The sequence below is a fragment of the Actinomycetes bacterium genome, assembly GCA_035489715.1.
Classification (GTDB): domain Bacteria; phylum Actinomycetota; class Actinomycetes; order JACCUZ01; family JACCUZ01; genus DATHAP01.
This window is the reverse complement of record DATHAP010000132.1, coordinates 13,903-30,880: the sequence shown is the minus strand read 5'-3', so window position 1 is coordinate 30,880 and position 16,978 is coordinate 13,903. Positions and strand designations below refer to the sequence as shown.

General features: G+C 73.4%; 13 protein-coding genes and 1 pseudogene. 8 read left to right on the top strand and 6 right to left on the bottom strand.

Translation table 11 applies throughout. The features are described from left to right. Nucleotides 1–655: pseudogene (locus tag VK640_10655) on the bottom strand (ATPase, T2SS/T4P/T4SS family). 1,186 nt (nucleotides 656–1,841) lie between these two features. Between VK640_10655 and VK640_10650 the strand changes: the two are divergent. Both VK640_10650 and VK640_10645 read left to right on the top strand, forming a co-directional pair. Then, nucleotides 1,842–2,264, top strand: a complete 423-nt coding sequence (locus VK640_10650; protein ID HTE73644.1) for a hypothetical protein — start codon at nucleotides 1,842–1,844, stop codon at nucleotides 2,262–2,264. A gap of 222 nt (nucleotides 2,265–2,486) precedes the next feature. Then, nucleotides 2,487–6,785: an FtsK/SpoIIIE domain-containing protein gene (locus tag VK640_10645; GenBank protein HTE73643.1), complete on the top strand. Its 4,299-nt coding sequence runs from the start codon at nucleotides 2,487–2,489 to the stop codon at nucleotides 6,783–6,785. Nucleotides 6,786–6,826: 41 nt separating this feature from the next. On the opposite strand, the gene VK640_10640 is transcribed toward VK640_10645, so the two are convergent. Next, complete coding sequence (locus VK640_10640; protein ID HTE73642.1) at nucleotides 6,827–7,435, bottom strand: hypothetical protein; 609 nt, start codon at nucleotides 7,433–7,435, stop codon at nucleotides 6,827–6,829. Nucleotides 7,436–7,458: 23 nt separating this feature from the next. Next, entirely contained in the window at nucleotides 7,459–8,319 is an 861-nt protein-coding gene (locus VK640_10635) for a hypothetical protein (GenBank protein HTE73641.1), read from the bottom strand. A gap of 35 nt (nucleotides 8,320–8,354) precedes the next feature. Between VK640_10635 and VK640_10630 the strand changes: the two genes are divergently transcribed. Continuing rightward, the gene (locus VK640_10630; protein ID HTE73640.1) at nucleotides 8,355–8,849 is read left to right on the top strand and encodes a GNAT family N-acetyltransferase; all 495 of its coding nucleotides are present in this window, start codon (nucleotides 8,355–8,357) and stop codon (nucleotides 8,847–8,849) included. A gap of 16 nt (nucleotides 8,850–8,865) precedes the next feature. On the opposite strand, the gene VK640_10625 is transcribed toward VK640_10630, so the two are convergent. Continuing rightward, nucleotides 8,866–9,138, bottom strand: a complete 273-nt coding sequence (locus VK640_10625) for a DUF4242 domain-containing protein (protein ID HTE73639.1) — start codon at nucleotides 9,136–9,138, stop codon at nucleotides 8,866–8,868. Nucleotides 9,139–9,310: 172 nt separating this feature from the next. Between VK640_10625 and VK640_10620 the strand changes: the two genes are divergently transcribed. The 3 genes from VK640_10620 to VK640_10610 all read left to right on the top strand — a co-directional run bounded on the left by VK640_10620 (nucleotide 9,311) and on the right by VK640_10610 (nucleotide 13,424). Then, nucleotides 9,311–11,950, top strand: a complete 2,640-nt coding sequence (locus VK640_10620) for an AAA family ATPase (GenBank protein ID HTE73638.1) — start codon at nucleotides 9,311–9,313, stop codon at nucleotides 11,948–11,950. 137 nt (nucleotides 11,951–12,087) lie between these two features. After that, entirely contained in the window at nucleotides 12,088–12,489 is a 402-nt protein-coding gene (locus tag VK640_10615) for an ATP-binding protein (protein HTE73637.1), read from the top strand. Further along, a complete protein-coding gene (locus tag VK640_10610; GenBank protein ID HTE73636.1) occupies nucleotides 12,447–13,424 on the top strand; it encodes an RNA polymerase sigma factor SigF in 978 nt (325 codons plus the stop codon). Before VK640_10615 ends, VK640_10610 begins: the two co-directional genes overlap by 43 nt. Nucleotides 13,425–13,473: 49 nt before the next feature. Here the strand turns inward: VK640_10610 and VK640_10605 are convergent, their stop codons facing one another. Next, on the bottom strand, nucleotides 13,474–13,839 hold the full coding sequence (locus VK640_10605) for a hypothetical protein (protein ID HTE73635.1): 366 nt from the start codon (nucleotides 13,837–13,839) through the stop codon (nucleotides 13,474–13,476). A gap of 37 nt (nucleotides 13,840–13,876) precedes the next feature. Between VK640_10605 and VK640_10600 the strand changes: the two genes are divergently transcribed. Beyond that, nucleotides 13,877–14,809 (top strand): diacylglycerol kinase family protein, encoded by a 933-nt coding sequence (locus VK640_10600; protein HTE73634.1) that lies wholly within the window; start codon nucleotides 13,877–13,879, stop codon nucleotides 14,807–14,809. A gap of 332 nt (nucleotides 14,810–15,141) precedes the next feature. After that, on the top strand, nucleotides 15,142–15,393 hold the full coding sequence (locus VK640_10595; protein HTE73633.1) for a WhiB family transcriptional regulator: 252 nt from the start codon (nucleotides 15,142–15,144) through the stop codon (nucleotides 15,391–15,393). Nucleotides 15,394–15,448: 55 nt separating this feature from the next. Here VK640_10595 and VK640_10590 read toward each other — a convergent pair whose 3' ends face one another. Continuing rightward, a complete protein-coding gene (locus VK640_10590; protein HTE73632.1) occupies nucleotides 15,449–16,975 on the bottom strand; it encodes a histidine kinase N-terminal domain-containing protein in 1,527 nt (508 codons plus the stop codon). Nucleotides 16,976–16,978 lie beyond the last annotated feature (3 nt).

The window sequence follows — 16,978 nt, the reverse complement described above, 5'->3', positions numbered from 1 at the left end:
GACTGCGGCGGCGAGGCAGTTGAGCAGCGTCGTCTTCCCGGCCTGGGTGCCGCCGGCGACCAGGATGTTCAGCCCGCTGGCGACCGCGGCTTCCAGGAAGCCGGCCGCCTGCGCCGTCAACGTGCCGAGGGTCACGAGGTCCTCGAGGTGGCTGGCCCGCACGACGAACTTGCGCACGTTGACCGACCAGTGAGCGCGGGTGATGTCGGGGATGGCGACGTGCAGGCGTGAGCCGTCGGGGAGCACCGCGTCGACGAACGGTGTCGAGAGGTCGACCCGCCGACCGGACGACTTCAGCATCTTCTCGACCAGGTCGCGGACCTCGTCGGCCGTCAGGACGGTGTTCGTCAGCTCGTGCACGCCGTGCCGTGCCACCGAAGACCTTGGTCGGCTCGTTGATCCACACCTCCTCGACCGTCGGGTCGTCGAGGTACTGCTGCAGCGGGCCGAAGCCGGCGACGGCGTCGAACACCTTGCGGGCGGCGTGCCCGTGGTCGTCGATCGGCGGCAGGATGCCTGTGGTGCTGCGCTCGTCGTAGTCCGCGAGGACCTCGTCGACCAGCCAGCGCACGGTGCCGGGGTCGGCCGCCGGGTCCAGCCCACGACGACGGACGAGCTCGCGGACCTCGTCTTCGACGACGGTGATCGCCAGCACTGCGCCTCCCCCGTCCCTATCGGGCGCCGGAGGACCTGCAACCCCCGGTGATGGGACCTTTCACCGCAAACCGTCCCGACGTCAAGACCCCATCTCGGTGCTGTGGACGAAGGCCCCCACGGCTGATCGAGCGGGTGCTTGCACACCTGTCGTCGACCTTCGAGACGGCGCCCGGATGCCGCGCAAGGCCCGCCCGCCACCGGTCGCGGCAGCCGGATCGGAGCGGGCCACGGGCAGCCAGGCACCGTCATCAATCGATCATCGTCCTGGATCGCCAGCGAGCAGTCATCGGCAGCCTCGGACCGACCGCCAGGGCCCAGGCGGTTGCGGCTGGCTCCACGTCTCTCCTGCTCTACCGCACGCCCGTGAGCCCGGCGCCGGCGGAGTAGAGGCCGTCCAATCTATAGACGGAGCCGTGAGCCGACCTGGTGAGCGAAGACAGGTAGATCAGCGATGTCCGTGGGTCGACTGCCCCTGCCGGGACCTTGCTGCTCGAGACGCGGTCGTTCGGATCCTGTGGTTCCGAGGCGGCGGATGCAGGACCAAGCCCGCTGGCAAGGCAGGCGGCCACCAGCACTGTTCCCGCGGGCAACTTGCCCTTCACGAATGCGACGTTCACGACGTACCTCCTGCGCTTGTGCCATGCGCCAAAGACATGGCGGTCTTGTCGGTGCTGGGCCCGAGGTCGGCGCCCGTCTGCAGCCTGGTTGCACCGTCTGACCGGTGCTGTCGCCGGTGAGACACCCGCGGGGTCGAGTCTGTGTGAGCCTCGACTCAGCGTGTCGGGATCTGGTCCTAGAGCGGACGCCGGTACGCGCGCTACGGGCAGTGCACGTCAACGCGCGCCAACGGTGCCCGACCGGTCGATCACCGCCTGGCGCGGGCGGGCGCGGCGCGTGGCACCCACCGGACGGACTGCGGTGCGCCGTCAACCGGCAGTGGGGCTCGTAGCCGACGACACCGGGCTGGCGCAGCCCGCACCGGGTCAGTTCACGACCGAAGCCCAAGGCTCCCGACAGACGCCCGCGATCCAGCGCCGGCGCAACCGCATCGTCCGTCGCCTTGTGTCCTGCATCACGCGGTCGCTCCCGGCCGGTGTCTCCTCCATGACAGCGCCGGTAAACCGTCCGGCACAGGGTCGTGGCAGGTGCTGATCCGCACCGATCCAGAAGCAAGGAGAACGGCCATGACCCGGACCACCCTTTCCAGCCTGGCCCGCTGCGCGGCGAGCACCGCTGTCGTCACCGGCGCGGCTGTCCTCGTCACCGCTCCGGCCTATGCGGGCATCGCCCCTGAAGCCCCGGTTGCAGTCAGCTCGGCGTCGCAGAAGAACAACCAGCCAGGCAAGGCACAGGTCGAACACGACGAGCGCGTCGCCGCGAACTACAGTCCGGGCCCCCAAGTGAAGGCACAGATCGAAGGCTTGGAGCGCGCACAGGTCGACGCGAAGCTGGCGCCAGGGACCTCGGGGCAGACGTCGGAACCTTCCGCACCGTCGTCGATTCCGATGGCATTGCTCCTGCTCGGAGCCGGACTGGCCACCGGCGCGGCCGGCTACACGGTCTACCGCTTCCGACAGCACGGGCCTGTCGGGGCTGCCCCCGCCTGATCCATAGCAGAGATCGCCGGGACAGCCGGCCGGCGCGGCTGGCGGACGGATCCGCCCGTCAGTCGATCGTTGATCCACCCCTCCTCGACCAGCTCGCGGACCTGGTCCTCGACGACGGCGATGGCGAGCACCGGCACGCGAGCTGTGGACGACGGCGGGACGAGCCTGAGCCCTGTGGACGACGGTCACGTGGCGTGGTCGGTCCGCGGCAACATCTGACAGGTGGACCTTGACCTGGTCGTCGACCTCACCGGCGACGTCACTGACGATCGCCATGGGTCCGGCGGCGAGGTCGTCGTGGCGGTCCGGGTCGCGCGCGGGACGGCGTTCGGGGCCGTACGCCGTCAGGTCGCGACGGCGGCCGGTTGTGCCGCGAGCCCGTTCTGGTGCGGCGACCGGAAGGTCACCGACGACGACGTCATGGGGCTCCACCCGCTGCTGCACGGGGCGACACTTCGCAACCGGGCGGGTAGGCCCACCCAAGACGGCCTTCCTGCGGCCGGGTCGCCGGGTGCGGTGGTGCTGGCCGTGCGGTCCGGGCCGGCGTGTGGCGACGTCCAGGTGCTGACACCCGGGCAGCACGTGGTGGGTCGCAATGCCTCGGCCGACGTCGTGGTCGACGACCCCGAGATGTCCCGGCACCATGCATCGGTCGTCGTGGGCCCACCTGGCACCGCGCCGGCCGTGCGCGACCTCGGCTCGACGAACGGGACATTCGTCGACGGGGTGAGCACCGGCTCGGAGGGCCGTGCCGTGGGAACGGGCAGCGACCTGCGGATGGGGGCATCGACGATGTCGCTGGCGGCGGCTCCGGTGGCGGCGGCCGAGCGGGCGTCGTGCCGGGCCGACGGGTCCGGCCGCCTGCTGCTCAACCGGCCACCGCGACCCGCTGCCGCGCCACCCGCGGCGACCGTGGCATGGCCGGACGAGCCGGTGGGGCGGGTCCGAACGCGCCTCAACCTGCTCGCGGTGGCCGTCCCGCTCGTGGGGGCACTGGTCCTCGCCGCTGTGACCCGCACGCCCGGCTTCCTCATGATCGCGGCCTTGTCGCCCCTCTTTCTCGTCGGGTCGTGGGCGGGCGACCTGCTGTCCGGGAGGCGGTCCGCCCGCGAGGCGCGGTGCGAGCACGAGCGCGCACTGTCGTCAGCCCGTGCCCACGTCGCGGCGGCCGTGTCCGCCGAGGAGTCGTGGTGGCGGTCGACGTGCCCCGACCTGGCCGCGCTGCTCTGGTCCGTGGCCGTCCCACGATCCGACGTGTGGTGCCGTCGACCGGGAAGACCGGACTTCCTCCTCTGCCGGCTCGGTCTCGGGGACCGCCCCGCACGGATCGCCACGACCGGCAAGGATCAGCCGTCCGAGCCACCGCGGCTCTCCCGGATCCCGGTCGCGGCCGGGCTGACGGATGCCGGGGTGCTCGGCATCGCTGGACCCCGCTCGTCCCTGCTGCCCACGGTCAGGGCACTGGTGGCTCAGGTCGCCGGCTGGCACAGCCCGTCCGACGTGTCGCTGGTCGTGCTCAGCGCTGCCGACGCGGACTGGGCCTGGACCCGGTGGTTGCCCCACGGGACCTATCCCAAGTCAGGTGACTCGCGCGCCGCGTTGTTGTCCGAGCTCGACCGACGAATGGCCGCCCGAAGGTCTGGTGTCGACAGCGAGAAGCCGGTCGTGGTCATCGTCATGGACGGGGCCGAGGCGCTGCGCCGGCTGCCCGGCACGCGCCGACTGCTGACCGAGGGACCTGCTGTCGGGCTGGTCAGCATCTGCTGCGAGCGGGACCTCACCGCCCTTCCCGCCGAGTGCACGGTAACCGTGGAGCTCGGCATCGGGCGGGGCTCCCTCGGCAGGCTCGTGGAGAGGGACGGCACGACGTCCACCTTCCTGGGCGAAGGCGTCGACTCCGGCTGGGTGCGGCGGTTCACCAGTGCCGTAGCCCCACTTCGCGACGCGTCCGGCGTCGAAGGCGGGCCGGGCGACATCCGGCTCCTCGACCTGTGCGGTACCGGCGCCCCCGACCCGCAGGCGGTGGTGTCGAGCTGGCGGAGGCATCCGACCGGGACGGGTGTGCCACTTGGCGTCGGGACCGGCGGTCGACCGGTGCAGGTCGACCTGGCGCGGGACGGGCCGCACGCTCTGGTGGCCGGCACCACGGGCTCAGGCAAGTCCGAACTGCTCCAGACCCTGGTCTGCGCGCTGGCGCTGGCCAACCGTCCGGACCGGTTGTCCTTCGTGCTGGTCGACTACAAGGGCGGTGCGGCGTTCCGTGAGGCTGCCCGGCTGCCGCACACCGTCGGCCTGGTCACCGACCTCGACGGACGGCTCAGCGCACGCGCCCTGCGATCGATGCGCGCCGAGGTGCGTCGACGCGAGCGGGCGTTGCGCGACGCCGGCTGCACCGACTTCGCGACGTACGAGAGCAGCTCTGGCGATCTCCTCCCCCGGTTGGTCCTGGTGGTCGACGAGTTCGCCGCGCTGGTCGAGGACCTGCCGGACTTCGTCGGAGGTCTGGTCGCGATCGCTGCGCGGGGCCGGTCGCTCGGCATCCATCTGGTGCTGGCGACGCAACGCCCGGCGGGAGTCGTGAGCGCCGACATCAAGGCCAACACCAACCTGCGGATCGCCCTGCGGGTGCTCGACCCGGCCGACTCCGTGGACGTCGTCGACTGCAGAGACGCAGCGGCCATCGCGGGCACCTCGGCGGGACACGCCGTCCTGCGGACGGGCAGCGACCCCGCCGTGCACCTGCAGGTCGCCCGGGTGAGCGGCCGCGCTGCCGGCGCCGGCCCCTCCACGTGGGTCCGACGCGTCACCGCCGGCGGCGCAACTGCTGCCGGCGGCGCTACTGCTGCCGGCGGCCAACCGGTCGGTGGCCGGGACGTCGGTTTCGCCGCGAAGGCAGACGACGACCGCACGGACCAGACCTTGCTCGTCGACGCGATCCGGGCCGCGGCGCAGGAGATCGGCGCAGCTCCTTCGACGGCGCCGTGGCTGCCGCCGTTGCCGGCCACGGTCGAGCCCCACCAGCTCCCGCACGGGACACCCGGAGAGGTGGCACTCGGACTTGTGGACCTGCCGGGTGAGCAGCGGCGCGACGCGCTCACCCTCGCCCTCGACGGTGGGCACCACCTGCTGGTGGTCGGCGGGCCACGCAGCGGCCGTACCAGCGCCCTGCGCCTCGCTGCCCGGCAGCTGGCCGCACGGCACCCGCCGGACGCCCTGCACGTCCACGCGCTGGACCTGAGCGGCGGCCTCGCCGACCTCACTGCCCTCCCGCACTGCGGCACCGTGGCGGGACGGGAGGACGCGAGCCGGGCAGCTCGACTGGTCGAGCTGCTGGTCGGCGAGGTCGACCGGCGCCAACGGCGCCGCCCGGCATGGGCGTCCGAGGGAGACCGGGTCGGGCCGGCTAGCACCGACCCGTGGGTCCTCCTGCTCGTCGACGACTGGGAGGCGGTGGTGAGCGGGTTCGAGGACCTCGACCACGGTCGGGCGGTCGGGTTGCTGGACCGGGTGGTCCGCGAAGGCGGTTCGGTCGGCTTCCGCGTCGTGGCGGCCGGTGGGCGCGGGGCGCTGACCGGGCGGGTCAGCTCCTCGATAGCCGACCGGGTCGTGCTCCGGCTGCCCGATCCCACCGACTACGCGTTGGCCGGGGTCGCGCCACGGGACGTACCCGCCGTGATGCCGCCGGGGCGTGGGCTGGTGCTGCCCGGCGGGCACGAGGTGCAGCTCGCCCGTCCGGGTCCGCCGGTCGGCAGTGTGGACCTGGTCGGCGGCGTGGGCGTGGCCGACGGCGTGGGCGTTGGCGACGGCGCAGGGACGATCGGCGGCGCAGGTCCGGTGCGGCTGCGCGCCCTGCCCGCCAGGGCGCGTCTGGACGAAGCCCTGGTTTACGGCAAGGAGTTCGCGGACGGGACCGGGTGGGTCCTCGTCGGCTTCGGCGGTGACGAGGCGGGCGCCGTCGGCGTGGACCTGGTGGCCGCCGGCCCCGCCATGCTGGTGGCAGGTCCCCCGGGCAGCGGGCGGTCGACCGCGCTGGTGGCGATGGCGCGATGGCTGGTCCAGGAAGGACGGCCGGTGGCCCTCGTGACCCACCCGCGGTCCCCGCTGCACGCGGTGGGTGCCGGGTGGGCGTGCACCCGGGTGCCTGCCGACGACGATCGCCTGCTGCGGGAGATGGCCGCCGGGCCGGACGGGCTCACCGTGCTGGTCGACGATGTGGAGGCGATCGCGGACACCGTCGTCGAACAAGCGCTGCAGGAGCTCGTGCGGCCCGGTGCCACGGCAGCCGTGTCGGTCGTGGTGTCCGGCACCACGTCCGAGCTCGCGGCGACGTACCGCGGTCTCGCGGTCGACGTCCGCCGGTCCCGGACCGGCCTCCTCCTCGGGCCGCCGAGGCCGGTCGACGGCGACCTGCTGGGCACCCGGCTGCCGCAGGCGATGACGACACCGGGCCCGCCCGGGCGGGGGGTGCTCGTCGTCCGCGGTCGTCCGCTGCTGGTGCAGGTGCCCGTCGACCAGGAGTGAGCGAAGCAGCAGTCCGGCAGCCGGGGAGACGACTCGGGCGCTCAGACCGAGAGGCTGACCGGGAACGTCGAGACCCAGATCGCGGCGCCGAGAAACACCGTGCACCCGATGAGCAACGTGGTCAGTCGCAGGGCCGGCGCCGTGAGCTTGGTGCTGATGCCGGCGAAGAAGAGCGCGACGGCGCACAGGACGACACCCAGCACGTAGTTCGAGCCGCGCTGGATGTCCTGCCGCACGTCGGCGGCGAGGACCTCGGCCTGCGCGTCGAGCCGCCTGGCCTCCTCCCGCGCGGCGAGGCGGTACTGCGGCATCCGGAAGGGGGTCAGCGGGGCGTCCTCGTTGACCAGCGGCCGCTCGGCGATCCAGGCCTCCACCGCCGGAGCGAACTCCGGCCGGAACCTGGCCCGGTAGAAGTCGGCGAGCTCCTGCTGGTCCTGCGCGTAGGCGTCGACCCACTGGCTGAACGTCGCGACGTCGACCTCGGTCTGGGTGTTGGCGAGGTCGGACGCGCGGACCGCCTGGAAGCGGGCCGCGCTCGCCGCCGCGGCCGACCTCGCCTGCTCGCCGTTCCAACGGGTGGCCTGGTAGCTGCACCACGCCGTGACCACCGCCGCGAGGGCCAGCAGCACGGTGGCGCCGATCTCTACCACGGCAGCGGTCCGAACCGCCCGGGTCACCGCGGCCGGCCGAGCTGGTCGCAGGGCAACGCTCCCCGGTTCCCCACGCCCTTGAGCTCCACCTCGAGGATCTGCAGCGTCCGGTCCATGGCGGTCGGCTGCAGCCCGCCCGCACCTTCCTGGAACGGGTGGTCCAGGAAGCGGATCAGCATGAGCAGCACGATCATGACCAGCGTGACCGACCCGACCTGGACGCCCTGGACCAGGCGCGCCTCCCCCGAGTCGGCGAAGAACATCATGAACACGAAGATCACGAGCGCCGTGAAGATGAGGGCGGCCCACAGCGGCCAGGGGATGATCCCCTCCGCGCCGTGCAGCCGGTCCAGCCTGGCCTGCTCCCGGTCCGAGGTCTGGTCGAGCCACTTGGCGAAGGCCGTCTCCTCGTTGCTCGTCGTCGGGCTGGTGCCCTGGACGGTCTCGAACATGTCCAGGCCCCAATGGTTGATGTCGTCGCCCTGGGAACCGGACTCCATGCGCGGCCACTCGGTGCCCACGACGTACCTGCCGTAGCAGATGAGCTGGCCGCCCAGCGTGGTGGACACGTCCGGCGGCAGGAACTGCGCGGTCTCGAACTGCTGGGCCACCGTGAGGGCCTCGGTCTCCGCGCCGCTGCGGGTCTCGTCGAAGCTGGCGAACGCCAGGAAGACGATGAAGCCGAGCAGCACCGAGAAGCCGGTGGCGAGCACGCCGAACATCCCGGCCGCCCGGTCGCCGTCGTTGAAGAAGCTGCCGTCGGGGGCCCGACGCCGCACGACGAGCAGCAGCGCCACGACCGCGCCGGCGGCGGCCAGCGCGACGACGACACCCAGGACCAGGTTGATCTCGCCACAGTGCTGGTGACCGTGAGTCGACGGCATCCCCCTCTCCGGGTGAACCGGGGGCGTTCAGCACAATGACCGGCGTGACCGACCCCACCGTCCGGCCGGCGACGGTCGAGGACGTGCCGGAGATCCTGGTGATGATCCGCGAGCTCGCGGACTACGAGCGGTCGTTGCCCGAGGTGAAGGCCACCGAGGAGCAGTTGCGCGCCACGCTCTTCGGCCTCGACCCGAAGGTCTTCGGTCACCTCGCCGTCGACGACGTGACCGGCCACGTGGTCGGGATGGCGATCTGGTTCCTGTCGTACTCGACCTGGCTCGGGGCCCACAACCTCTACCTCGAGGACCTGTACGTCCGGCCGGAGGCCCGGGGCAGCGGGCTCGGCCGGCTGCTGCTGCGGACGCTGGCCGGCATCTGCGTCGACCGCGGCTACCCGCGGCTCGAGTGGTGGGTGCTGGACTGGAACCCGGCCCGCGACTTCTACGCCGCGATCGGCGCGGACGCGCTGGCCGAGTGGATCCCCTACCGGGTCGACGGCGAGGCCCTGCGCCGGCTGGCTCAGAAGTAGCCCTGCGGCGGCTGGCTCAGAAGTAGAAGTACGGGTCGAGCACCCGGACCCGGCTGACCGCGCCGACCGGCAGGTCGTTGAGATCTGCGGCCCTGCGGATCGCCTCCGCGTCCGGGGCGTCGTAGACGCAGAACGTCTTCGCCTTGTCCTCCGTGACGTACGACGTCACCCACGTGACGCCGTACTCCGCGTTGTGCTCGACGATGCCGAGGACCGTCTTGGCGCCCTCGTCGCTCATCGGCACGAGCAGGCCGTCGGGGAAGAAGCGCTCCACCACGAACCGGGGCATGTCGGTCCTCCTTGCTCTGGACTTGCGGGAAGTCGGCTGGCCGGACCGTGACTCGGTCGGCGGGACTCCAGTGGGCCGTGTGCGCCCCGCTGCCCCAACGGCTGCGCGCCCCATCTTGTGGGCGTGACCGCCCCATGTTTGGCGTCAGCCGTTGTCAGGACGGCCGCGGAGCGTGACGATCACCGGCATGGACCTGTGGGAGCGCGAGGGTGCCCTGGTCGCCCTCGAGGGCGAGCTCCGGCGCAGCGCCGGAGGCGGCCGCGTCGCCCTGGTGGCCGGCGAGGCCGGCATCGGAAAGTCCTCGGTGGTGACCGAGTTCACCCGCCGGGCGGCGACGACCGCCCGCGTCCTGTGGGGCGCCTGCGACCAGCTGGTCACCCCACGTGCCCTGGGTCCGCTGCACGACATCGGCCGTGCCACCGGCGGCGTCCTGGCCCAGCGGCTGGCCGACACCGCTGGCCCGCAGGAGATCTACTCGGCCTTCCTCGACGAGGTCACCGACCCCCAGCAGCGGCACCGCGCCCTGGTCGTCGTCGAGGACGCCCACTGGGCCGACGAGGCGACCCTGGACTGGCTCACCTTCCTCGGCCGGCGGATCACGCGGCTGCCCGTCCTGCTCGTCGTCACCTACCGCGACGACGAGGTGGGGCCCGACCACCCCCTGCGCCGGGTGCTCGCCGCGATGCCCGCCGACGTCACCAGCCGCGTCGTCCTGTCGCCCCTGTCGGAGGAGCGCGTCCTCGAGGAGGCCGCCCGGGCCGGCCGTGACCCGCGCCTGGTCCGCCGCCTAGCCGGGGGCAACCCGCTGCTGGTCACCGAGCTGCTCAAGGACCCCGGCAACGACGCGCCCACCGCGGTGCAGGACCTGATCCTCGACCGGCTGCGCCACCTGCCCGCCGCAGCCCGCGACCTCGCCCACCTGGTCGCCGTCGTGCCCACCCGGACGGACGACTGGCTCGTCGCCGCGGCGCTGGAGGACAGGGGCGATGGGGAGGCGCCTGTTGACGTGGCCATCGCGGCCGGCGTCCTGGTGCCGGCGGGAGCCACCGGCGACGGGCTCGGCTATCGCCACGAGATCCTGCGCCAGGCGGTGGAGCGCTCGATGTCCCCGACCCGCCGCGCCGGCATGCACGCGGCCGTACTCGCCGCTCTCGAGGGGCAGGGCGCCGAGCGCGACGTCGACCCCGGACGGCTGGTGCACCACGCTCTGGGCGCCGGCGACCCGGACGCCGTCCTCCGCTACGCCCAGGTCGCGGGAGACCTCGCCGCGAGACAGGGCGCCCACCGGGAGGCCGCGGCGCACTACGTCGCCGCCACCGAGCACGCCCACCGGCTCCCGGACGAGGAGCAGGCCGAGCTCGTCGACCACGCCGCAATGGAGTGCTACCTGGTCGGCCGGTTCCAGGAGTCGTTGGACCTGTGGCGGCGGGGCGCCGACCTGCGCGAGCAAACGGGGGATCTGGAGGGCATGGGGAACGACCTGGGCTGGGTCGGCCGTCTCCTCTGGTGGGCCGGCAACACCGCCCAGGCACTGGCGGTCTCGGAGCACGCGACAGAGGTGCTGGAGGCCCTTCCGCCGAGCCCTGCCCTGGCCCGGGTATACGGACAGCTGGCCCGTTTGCACCTCACAGCCCATCGGGCCGGAGACACCTTGCACTTCGGGCAGAAGTCGGTCGACCTCGCGAAGGAGCTCGGGGACACCGGGACCTACCTGCACTCGCGGATGGCGATGGCGACCGCCCGGGCGATCAACGGCGATCTCTCCGCCGTGACCGACCTGGCGGAACTCGCTGTCGAGGCCGACGACGCCGGCTACACCGAGGTCGCAGCCCGAGCCCTGATCAACGTGGCCAGCATGACCCCGGACGAGCTGGCGGAGTACGGCCCGGTGGCGGTGGACCGCTTCGCCACCTGCGAGCGCTACGTCCGCCGGCACGACATGGACGGCTTCCTCGAGCACCTGAACGGCGCCCGGGCCCGGATGCACCTCGAGCGCGGGGACTGGACGGAGGCGCTGAGCTATGCCGACGGCGTCCTGGCGTCGCGGCAGATCATGCCGATGAACGCCGTCCTGCCGCTGATGACCAAGGCCCGGGTGGCGGCGGCCCGCGGCGCACCCGACGCCGAGCAGCTCCTGCTCGAGGCGGCCGCTGCCACCGCCGACATCGAGGACATCGCGATGCAGGCCCCGGTCGCGGACGGCCTGGCCGAGCTCTACATCTGGCGCGGCGAGGACGACAAGGCCCGCCAGGTCCTGCGCGACGCCCTGGTGATGGCCGGCCGCACCAGCCAGAACGAGTTCATCGTCGGACGCCTGGCCTGGCGGCTGCACCAGGCCGGCGGCGACGACCCGCTGCCCGAGGTCGCGGCCGCGCCGTTCCGCGACATGGCCGAGGGGCGCTGGGCCGAGGCGGCCGCCGAGTGGGGCCGGCGCGGCGCCACCTACCTGCGCGCCATGGCCCTGGTCCAGGGCGACGAGACGGCCGCGGCCGAAGGGCTGCGCATCCTCGACGGGCTCGGCGCGGTCAAGCCGGCCGAGCACGCCCGCGCCGGGATGCGTGCCCGCGGAATGACCCGGGTCCCCCGCGGCCCCCGGCGGTCGACGGCGAGCAACGCTGCCGGCCTCACCGAGCGCGAGGCCGAGGTCCTCGCCCTGGTCACCGAGGGCCTCACCAACGCCGAGATCTCCCGCCGGCTGACGCTCTCGCCCAAGACCGTCGGCCACCACATCTCGGCGATCCTCGCCAAGCTCGGCGTCAGCAGCCGCGGCCAGGCCGCCGCCGCGGCGCACCGGCTGGACCTGGTGCCCTGACGGCGGGTCCCGGCCCGCCCAGGATGTACCGTTCTCGCGGCAACACCTGCGGGCCCGCTCGACCACGACGGGACGCGACCGCCAGTGCCGACGGGAGGGCCAGCGTGAGCGAGTCGACCACCAGTGCGGGGGTCACCGTGGACGGATCCACCGCCGCGGTCGAGGACGCCGTCGAGATCAGGCTGCCCGCCGACTCGGCCTACCTCTCCGTGCTGCGCACGGCCACCGCCGGCCTCGCGGCCCGACTCGACTTCACCCTCGACGAGATCGAGGACCTGCGGATCGCGGTCGACGAGGCCTGCGCGATGCTGCTGCCCCACGCCATCGAGACCGCCCAGCTGTCCTGCCGCTTCCGGCTGGACCCGTCCACCCTCGAGGTCACCGTCACCATCCCGACGACGCGGGGCCAGCTGCCCGAGCGCGACACCTTCTCCTGGACCGTCCTGTCCGCCCTGGCCGGCGAGGTCGACACCGGGCTCGACGACGAGCGCCGGGTGTGGATCCGGCTGCGCAAGCGCCGCTCGGCAGGGGTCGCGTGAACAGCGCGGCGGAGCAGGCCGAACGCGGGGACACCGAGGCGGGTGTGCCCGACGCACGCGCGCACGGCGTGCCGGACGGGCAGACCGAGACCGACCTGCAGGAGGCTGACGTCACCCAGGCCGTCGTGGCCGCCGAGGGCGAGGAGCCGGCACCGCGGCCGACCTCGCGACTCTCCGTCGACCGCGAGCGCACCCGCGAGCTCTTCACCGAGCTGCAGTCGGCGCCCGAGGGCGACCCGCGCCGCCAGCGGGCCAGGGACGCCCTCGTCGAGCAGCACCTGCCTCTCGTCGAGCACCTGGCCCGGCGCTTCCGCAACCGCGGCGAGCCCTACGACGACCTGGTGCAGGTCGCCACGATCGGGCTGATCAAGTCCGTCGACCGCTTCGACCTCGAGCGCGGCGTCGAGTTCTCGACCTACGCCACGCCCACCATCGTGGGCGAGATCAAGCGGCACTTCCGCGACAAGGGCTGGGCGGTCCGGGTGCCGCGCCGGCTGCAGGAGCTGCGGCTCTCGCTCGCGTCGGCGACCAGCGAGCTCTCCCAGAAGCAGGGGCGCGCACCGACCGTCTCGGAGCTCGCCGCCCACCTCAAGATCAGCGACGAGGAGGTGCTGGAGGGCCTGGAGTCCGCCAACGCCTACAGCACCTTGTCCCTGGACGCGGGCGACTCGGGCAGCGGCGACGAGCCGATGCCGGTGTCCGAGACCCTGGGCATCGAGGACGAGGGCCTCGAGGGCGTGGAGTACCGCGAGTCGCTCAAGCCGATGCTCGAGCAGCTTCCCCCGCGCGAGAAGAAGATCCTCATGCTGCGCTTCTTCAAGAACATGACGCAGTCCGAGATCGCGGCCGAGGTGGGCATCTCGCAGATGCACGTGTCCCGGCTCCTGGCGCGCACGCTGGCCCAGCTGCGCGAGGGCCTCCTCGTCGAGGAGTGAGTGCGGGTACGACGGGGTGAGGCCTCGACGCAGGCCCGGTGGGCCGCGGCTACTCCTGCAGCGCCTCGTCCGTGGGCCGGACGAACAGCAGCACCAGCACGGTGAGCGCCAGCACGAGCAGCGGCACGCCGACGTACCACCGCCCGCCGCGGACCAGGTCGTAGGCGACCGGCAGCACCAGCAGGTTGGTCACCAGCCCGGGGGCCCGCGCCCACCGGCGCCGCCGGGCCAGCCCGCGGGTCACCAGCGCCAGGCCCACCGTGCCGAGCAGCGTGAGCACCGTCGCCGTCGCCGCCCGGGTGCGGTCGTCGGCGTCGGCGACCACGATCTCGACGGCGAAGAAGACCGTGGCGGCGAGCAGCCCGAGGGTCTCCAGCCCGACCAGGGCGGCTGCGGCACGCAGCGTCCGGGGCATGGGCGCAGACGATAGCCGGGCTATACGCTGACGCCTCATGAGGGCGCTGCTGGTGGTGAATCCCAATGCCACGACCACCTCCGCCCGCACCCGGGAGGTCCTGGCCAGCGCCCTCGAGGGGGAGCTCAAGCTGGACGTCGCGCACACCGAGGCCCGGGGGCACGCCGCGCACCTGGCCCGGCAGGCCCGGCGCGACGGGATGGACGTGGTGGTCGCACTGGGCGGTGACGGCACCGTCAACGAGGTGGTCAACGGCCTTCTCACGCCCGGCGGTCCCGGCCCCGACGCGCCCGCGCTCGCCGTCGTGCCAGGGGGCGGTACCAACGTCTTCGCCCGCGCCCTGGGCATCCCCCGCGACCCGGTCGAGGCCACGGGCGTGGTCCTCGCGGCGCTGCGGGCCCGCCGCCGGCGCTCGATCGGGCTCGGCGTCGCCGGCGACCGGTGGTTCACCTTCAACGCCGGCATGGGCTGGGACGCCGAGGTCGTGGCCCGTGTCGACCGGGCGCGCCGCGAGCGGGCCAAGCGCACCACCAACCGCGACTACGTACGGGCGGCGCTCGCCGAGTTCTTCCTCTCCGGCGACCGCCGCCACCCGGCACTGACCGCCTACCGCCCCGGCGCGGAGCCGCTGGCCGGCGTCCACCTCGGCATCGTGGCCAACACCGCGCCGTGGACCTACCTCGGCGACCGGCCGCTGCGCACCTCGCCGCGGGCCAGCTTCGACACCGGCCTCGATCTCTACGCGCTCACCCGCCTAGGCACCGCGCACACCCTGGCCGAGGTCCGCCGCCTGCTGGCCGGGACCTCCGCCGAACGCAGCGGCAGGGGGGTGCACCGGGAGCACGACCTGGCCGAGCTCACCCTGCGAGCGGTCCGGCCGGTGGCCGCCCAGGTCGACGGCGAGTCGCTCGGCGACCTCACGGCGCTGACCTTCCGCAGCGTGCCGGAGGCGGTCCGGGTCGTCGTCTGACGCCCGTCGGTCGTGGGGCACGAACCGGCCGGCTGGCCGCCGGTTCCCGGACGGTTGTCCGGTCCGACCCGTTCCGTCCGCCTCGGTTCCTGTGACCAAGCCCACCGGAGCGTCTCGAAAAATGTGCTCGACGAGCCTTGTAACGACCGGAATCGTTTGGAAGGGTTGAGATCACGAGTTCGAAGTCGTGCTGGACGGGGTACAGCACGCCGCGAACACCTCACGGGCGGACGGCGAGACCGGAAGATCGGTTCTCCTCCGCCCTTCCGGGTGCTCGTGAACGGTTTCACAAGCAACCCCGCCCCCACCGACTGACACGAGGAGCGACACGCATGGACTGGCGCCACCGCGCAGCCTGCCGTGACGAGGACCCGGAGCTGTTCTTCCCGATCGGCAACACCGGTCCCGCCCTGCTGCAGATCGAGGAGGCGCGCGCCGTCTGCCGTCGCTGCGAGGTGGTCGACACCTGCCTGCAGTGGGCGCTGGAGTCCGGTCAGGACGCCGGCGTCTGGGGCGCCATGAGCGAGGACGAGCGCCGCGCCCTGAAGCGCCGCACCGCCCGCAACCGAGCGCGCACCGCCTGACCCGCAGCACGACGACGCCCGAAGGTCCCGGCCGCATCGGCCGGGACCTTCGTCGTCAGCGGGGGAGCACGACCTCGGCCCGGGTCCCGGGCGCGTCCGTTGACCGGTCCGGCCCCACCGCCCCCGCCGAACCCCCCGGCCCACCGGTCCGGTCCGAGAGCCGCAGCCGGCCGCCGAGCTCGCCTTCGACCAGGGTGCGCACGATCTGCAGGCCCAGGCCGGCGTCGCGGTCGAGGTCGAACCCGGGGGGCAGCCCACGCCCGGCCTCCTCGACGCAGAGCCGCAGCTCGCCCTCCCCCGGGCGGACCGACACCACCACCTCGCCGCCCGACTCGGCGAGCCCGTGCTCGACGGCGTTCTGCACCAGCTCGACCAGGACGAGGGCCAACGGCGTCGCCACCTCGGGCTCGAGCAGCCCGAAGCTGCCGTCCCGCCGGACCCGCACCTCCCCCGCGGCGCCGAGCGCACCGACCATGCCGGCCACCCGGTCGGCCACGTCGTCGAAGTCCACGACGTCCTCGGCCGCCCGGGCCAGCGTCTCGTGGACGACCGCGATCGAGCCGATCCGCCGCTCCGCCTCGGTGAGCGCCTCGCGCGCCGTCTCGTCGTCGTCGCCCAGCCGGCGGGCCTGCAGCCGCAGGAGGGCGGCCACCGTCTGCAGGTTGTTCTTCACCCGATGGTGGATCTCGCGGATGGCGGTGTCCTTGCCGACCAGCTCCCGTTCGCGCCGGCGCACCTCGGTCACGTCGCGGCAGAGCACCAGCGCCGCGGTGCGCACGCCGTCGGGCACCAGGGGGATGACCCGCAGCCGCAGCGCGGTGCCGGAGGCCTCGACCTCGGTCTCGCGCGCGGCCCAGCCGCTGACGACCGTCGACAGCGGCTCGTCGACCGGCGGCGCCAGCGAGCCGGCCGACCCGCCGGTGGCCAGGCGTGCCGTCACGTCGCCGAGGTGCGCGCCGGTCAGGTCGCCGGTCAGGCCCAGCCGCCGGTAGGCCGAGACGGCGTTGGGGCTGGCGAAGGTCACGACGCCGTCCTCGTCGAGCCGGACCAGCCCGTCGCCGACCCGCGGGGCGTGCGCCACCCGGGCTCCGCCGTCGTCGACGGGGAAGCGGCCCTGGGCCACCATCCGGGCCAGGTCGTCGGCCGTGCGCAGGTAGGTCAGCTCGAGCCGGCTCGGGGTGCGCGCCGCGGCCAGGTTGGTGTGCCGGCTGACGACGCCGACCACCCGGCCGGCCCGGACCACCGGGATCGTCTCCTCCCGCACCGGCACCTCGCCCGGCCAGTCCGGGTCGCGCTCCCGGCAGATCCGCTGCTCGTCGAGAGCCCGGTCCAGCTGCGGCCGCCGGCCGCGCGGAACCTCGGTGCCGACGACGTCGTCGTGGTGGGCGGTCGGCCCGGTCGTCGGGCGCATCTGGGCCACCGCAACGAACCCGGCCCTGGAGGCCAGCGGCAGCCAGAGCACCAGGTCGGCGAAGGACAGGTCGGCCAAGAGCTGCCAGTCCGCGACGAGCGCGTGCAGCCATGCCACGTCCTCGACCGAGAGTTCCGTGCGCCGGGCGGCGACGTCCTGGAGCGAGGCCACGAC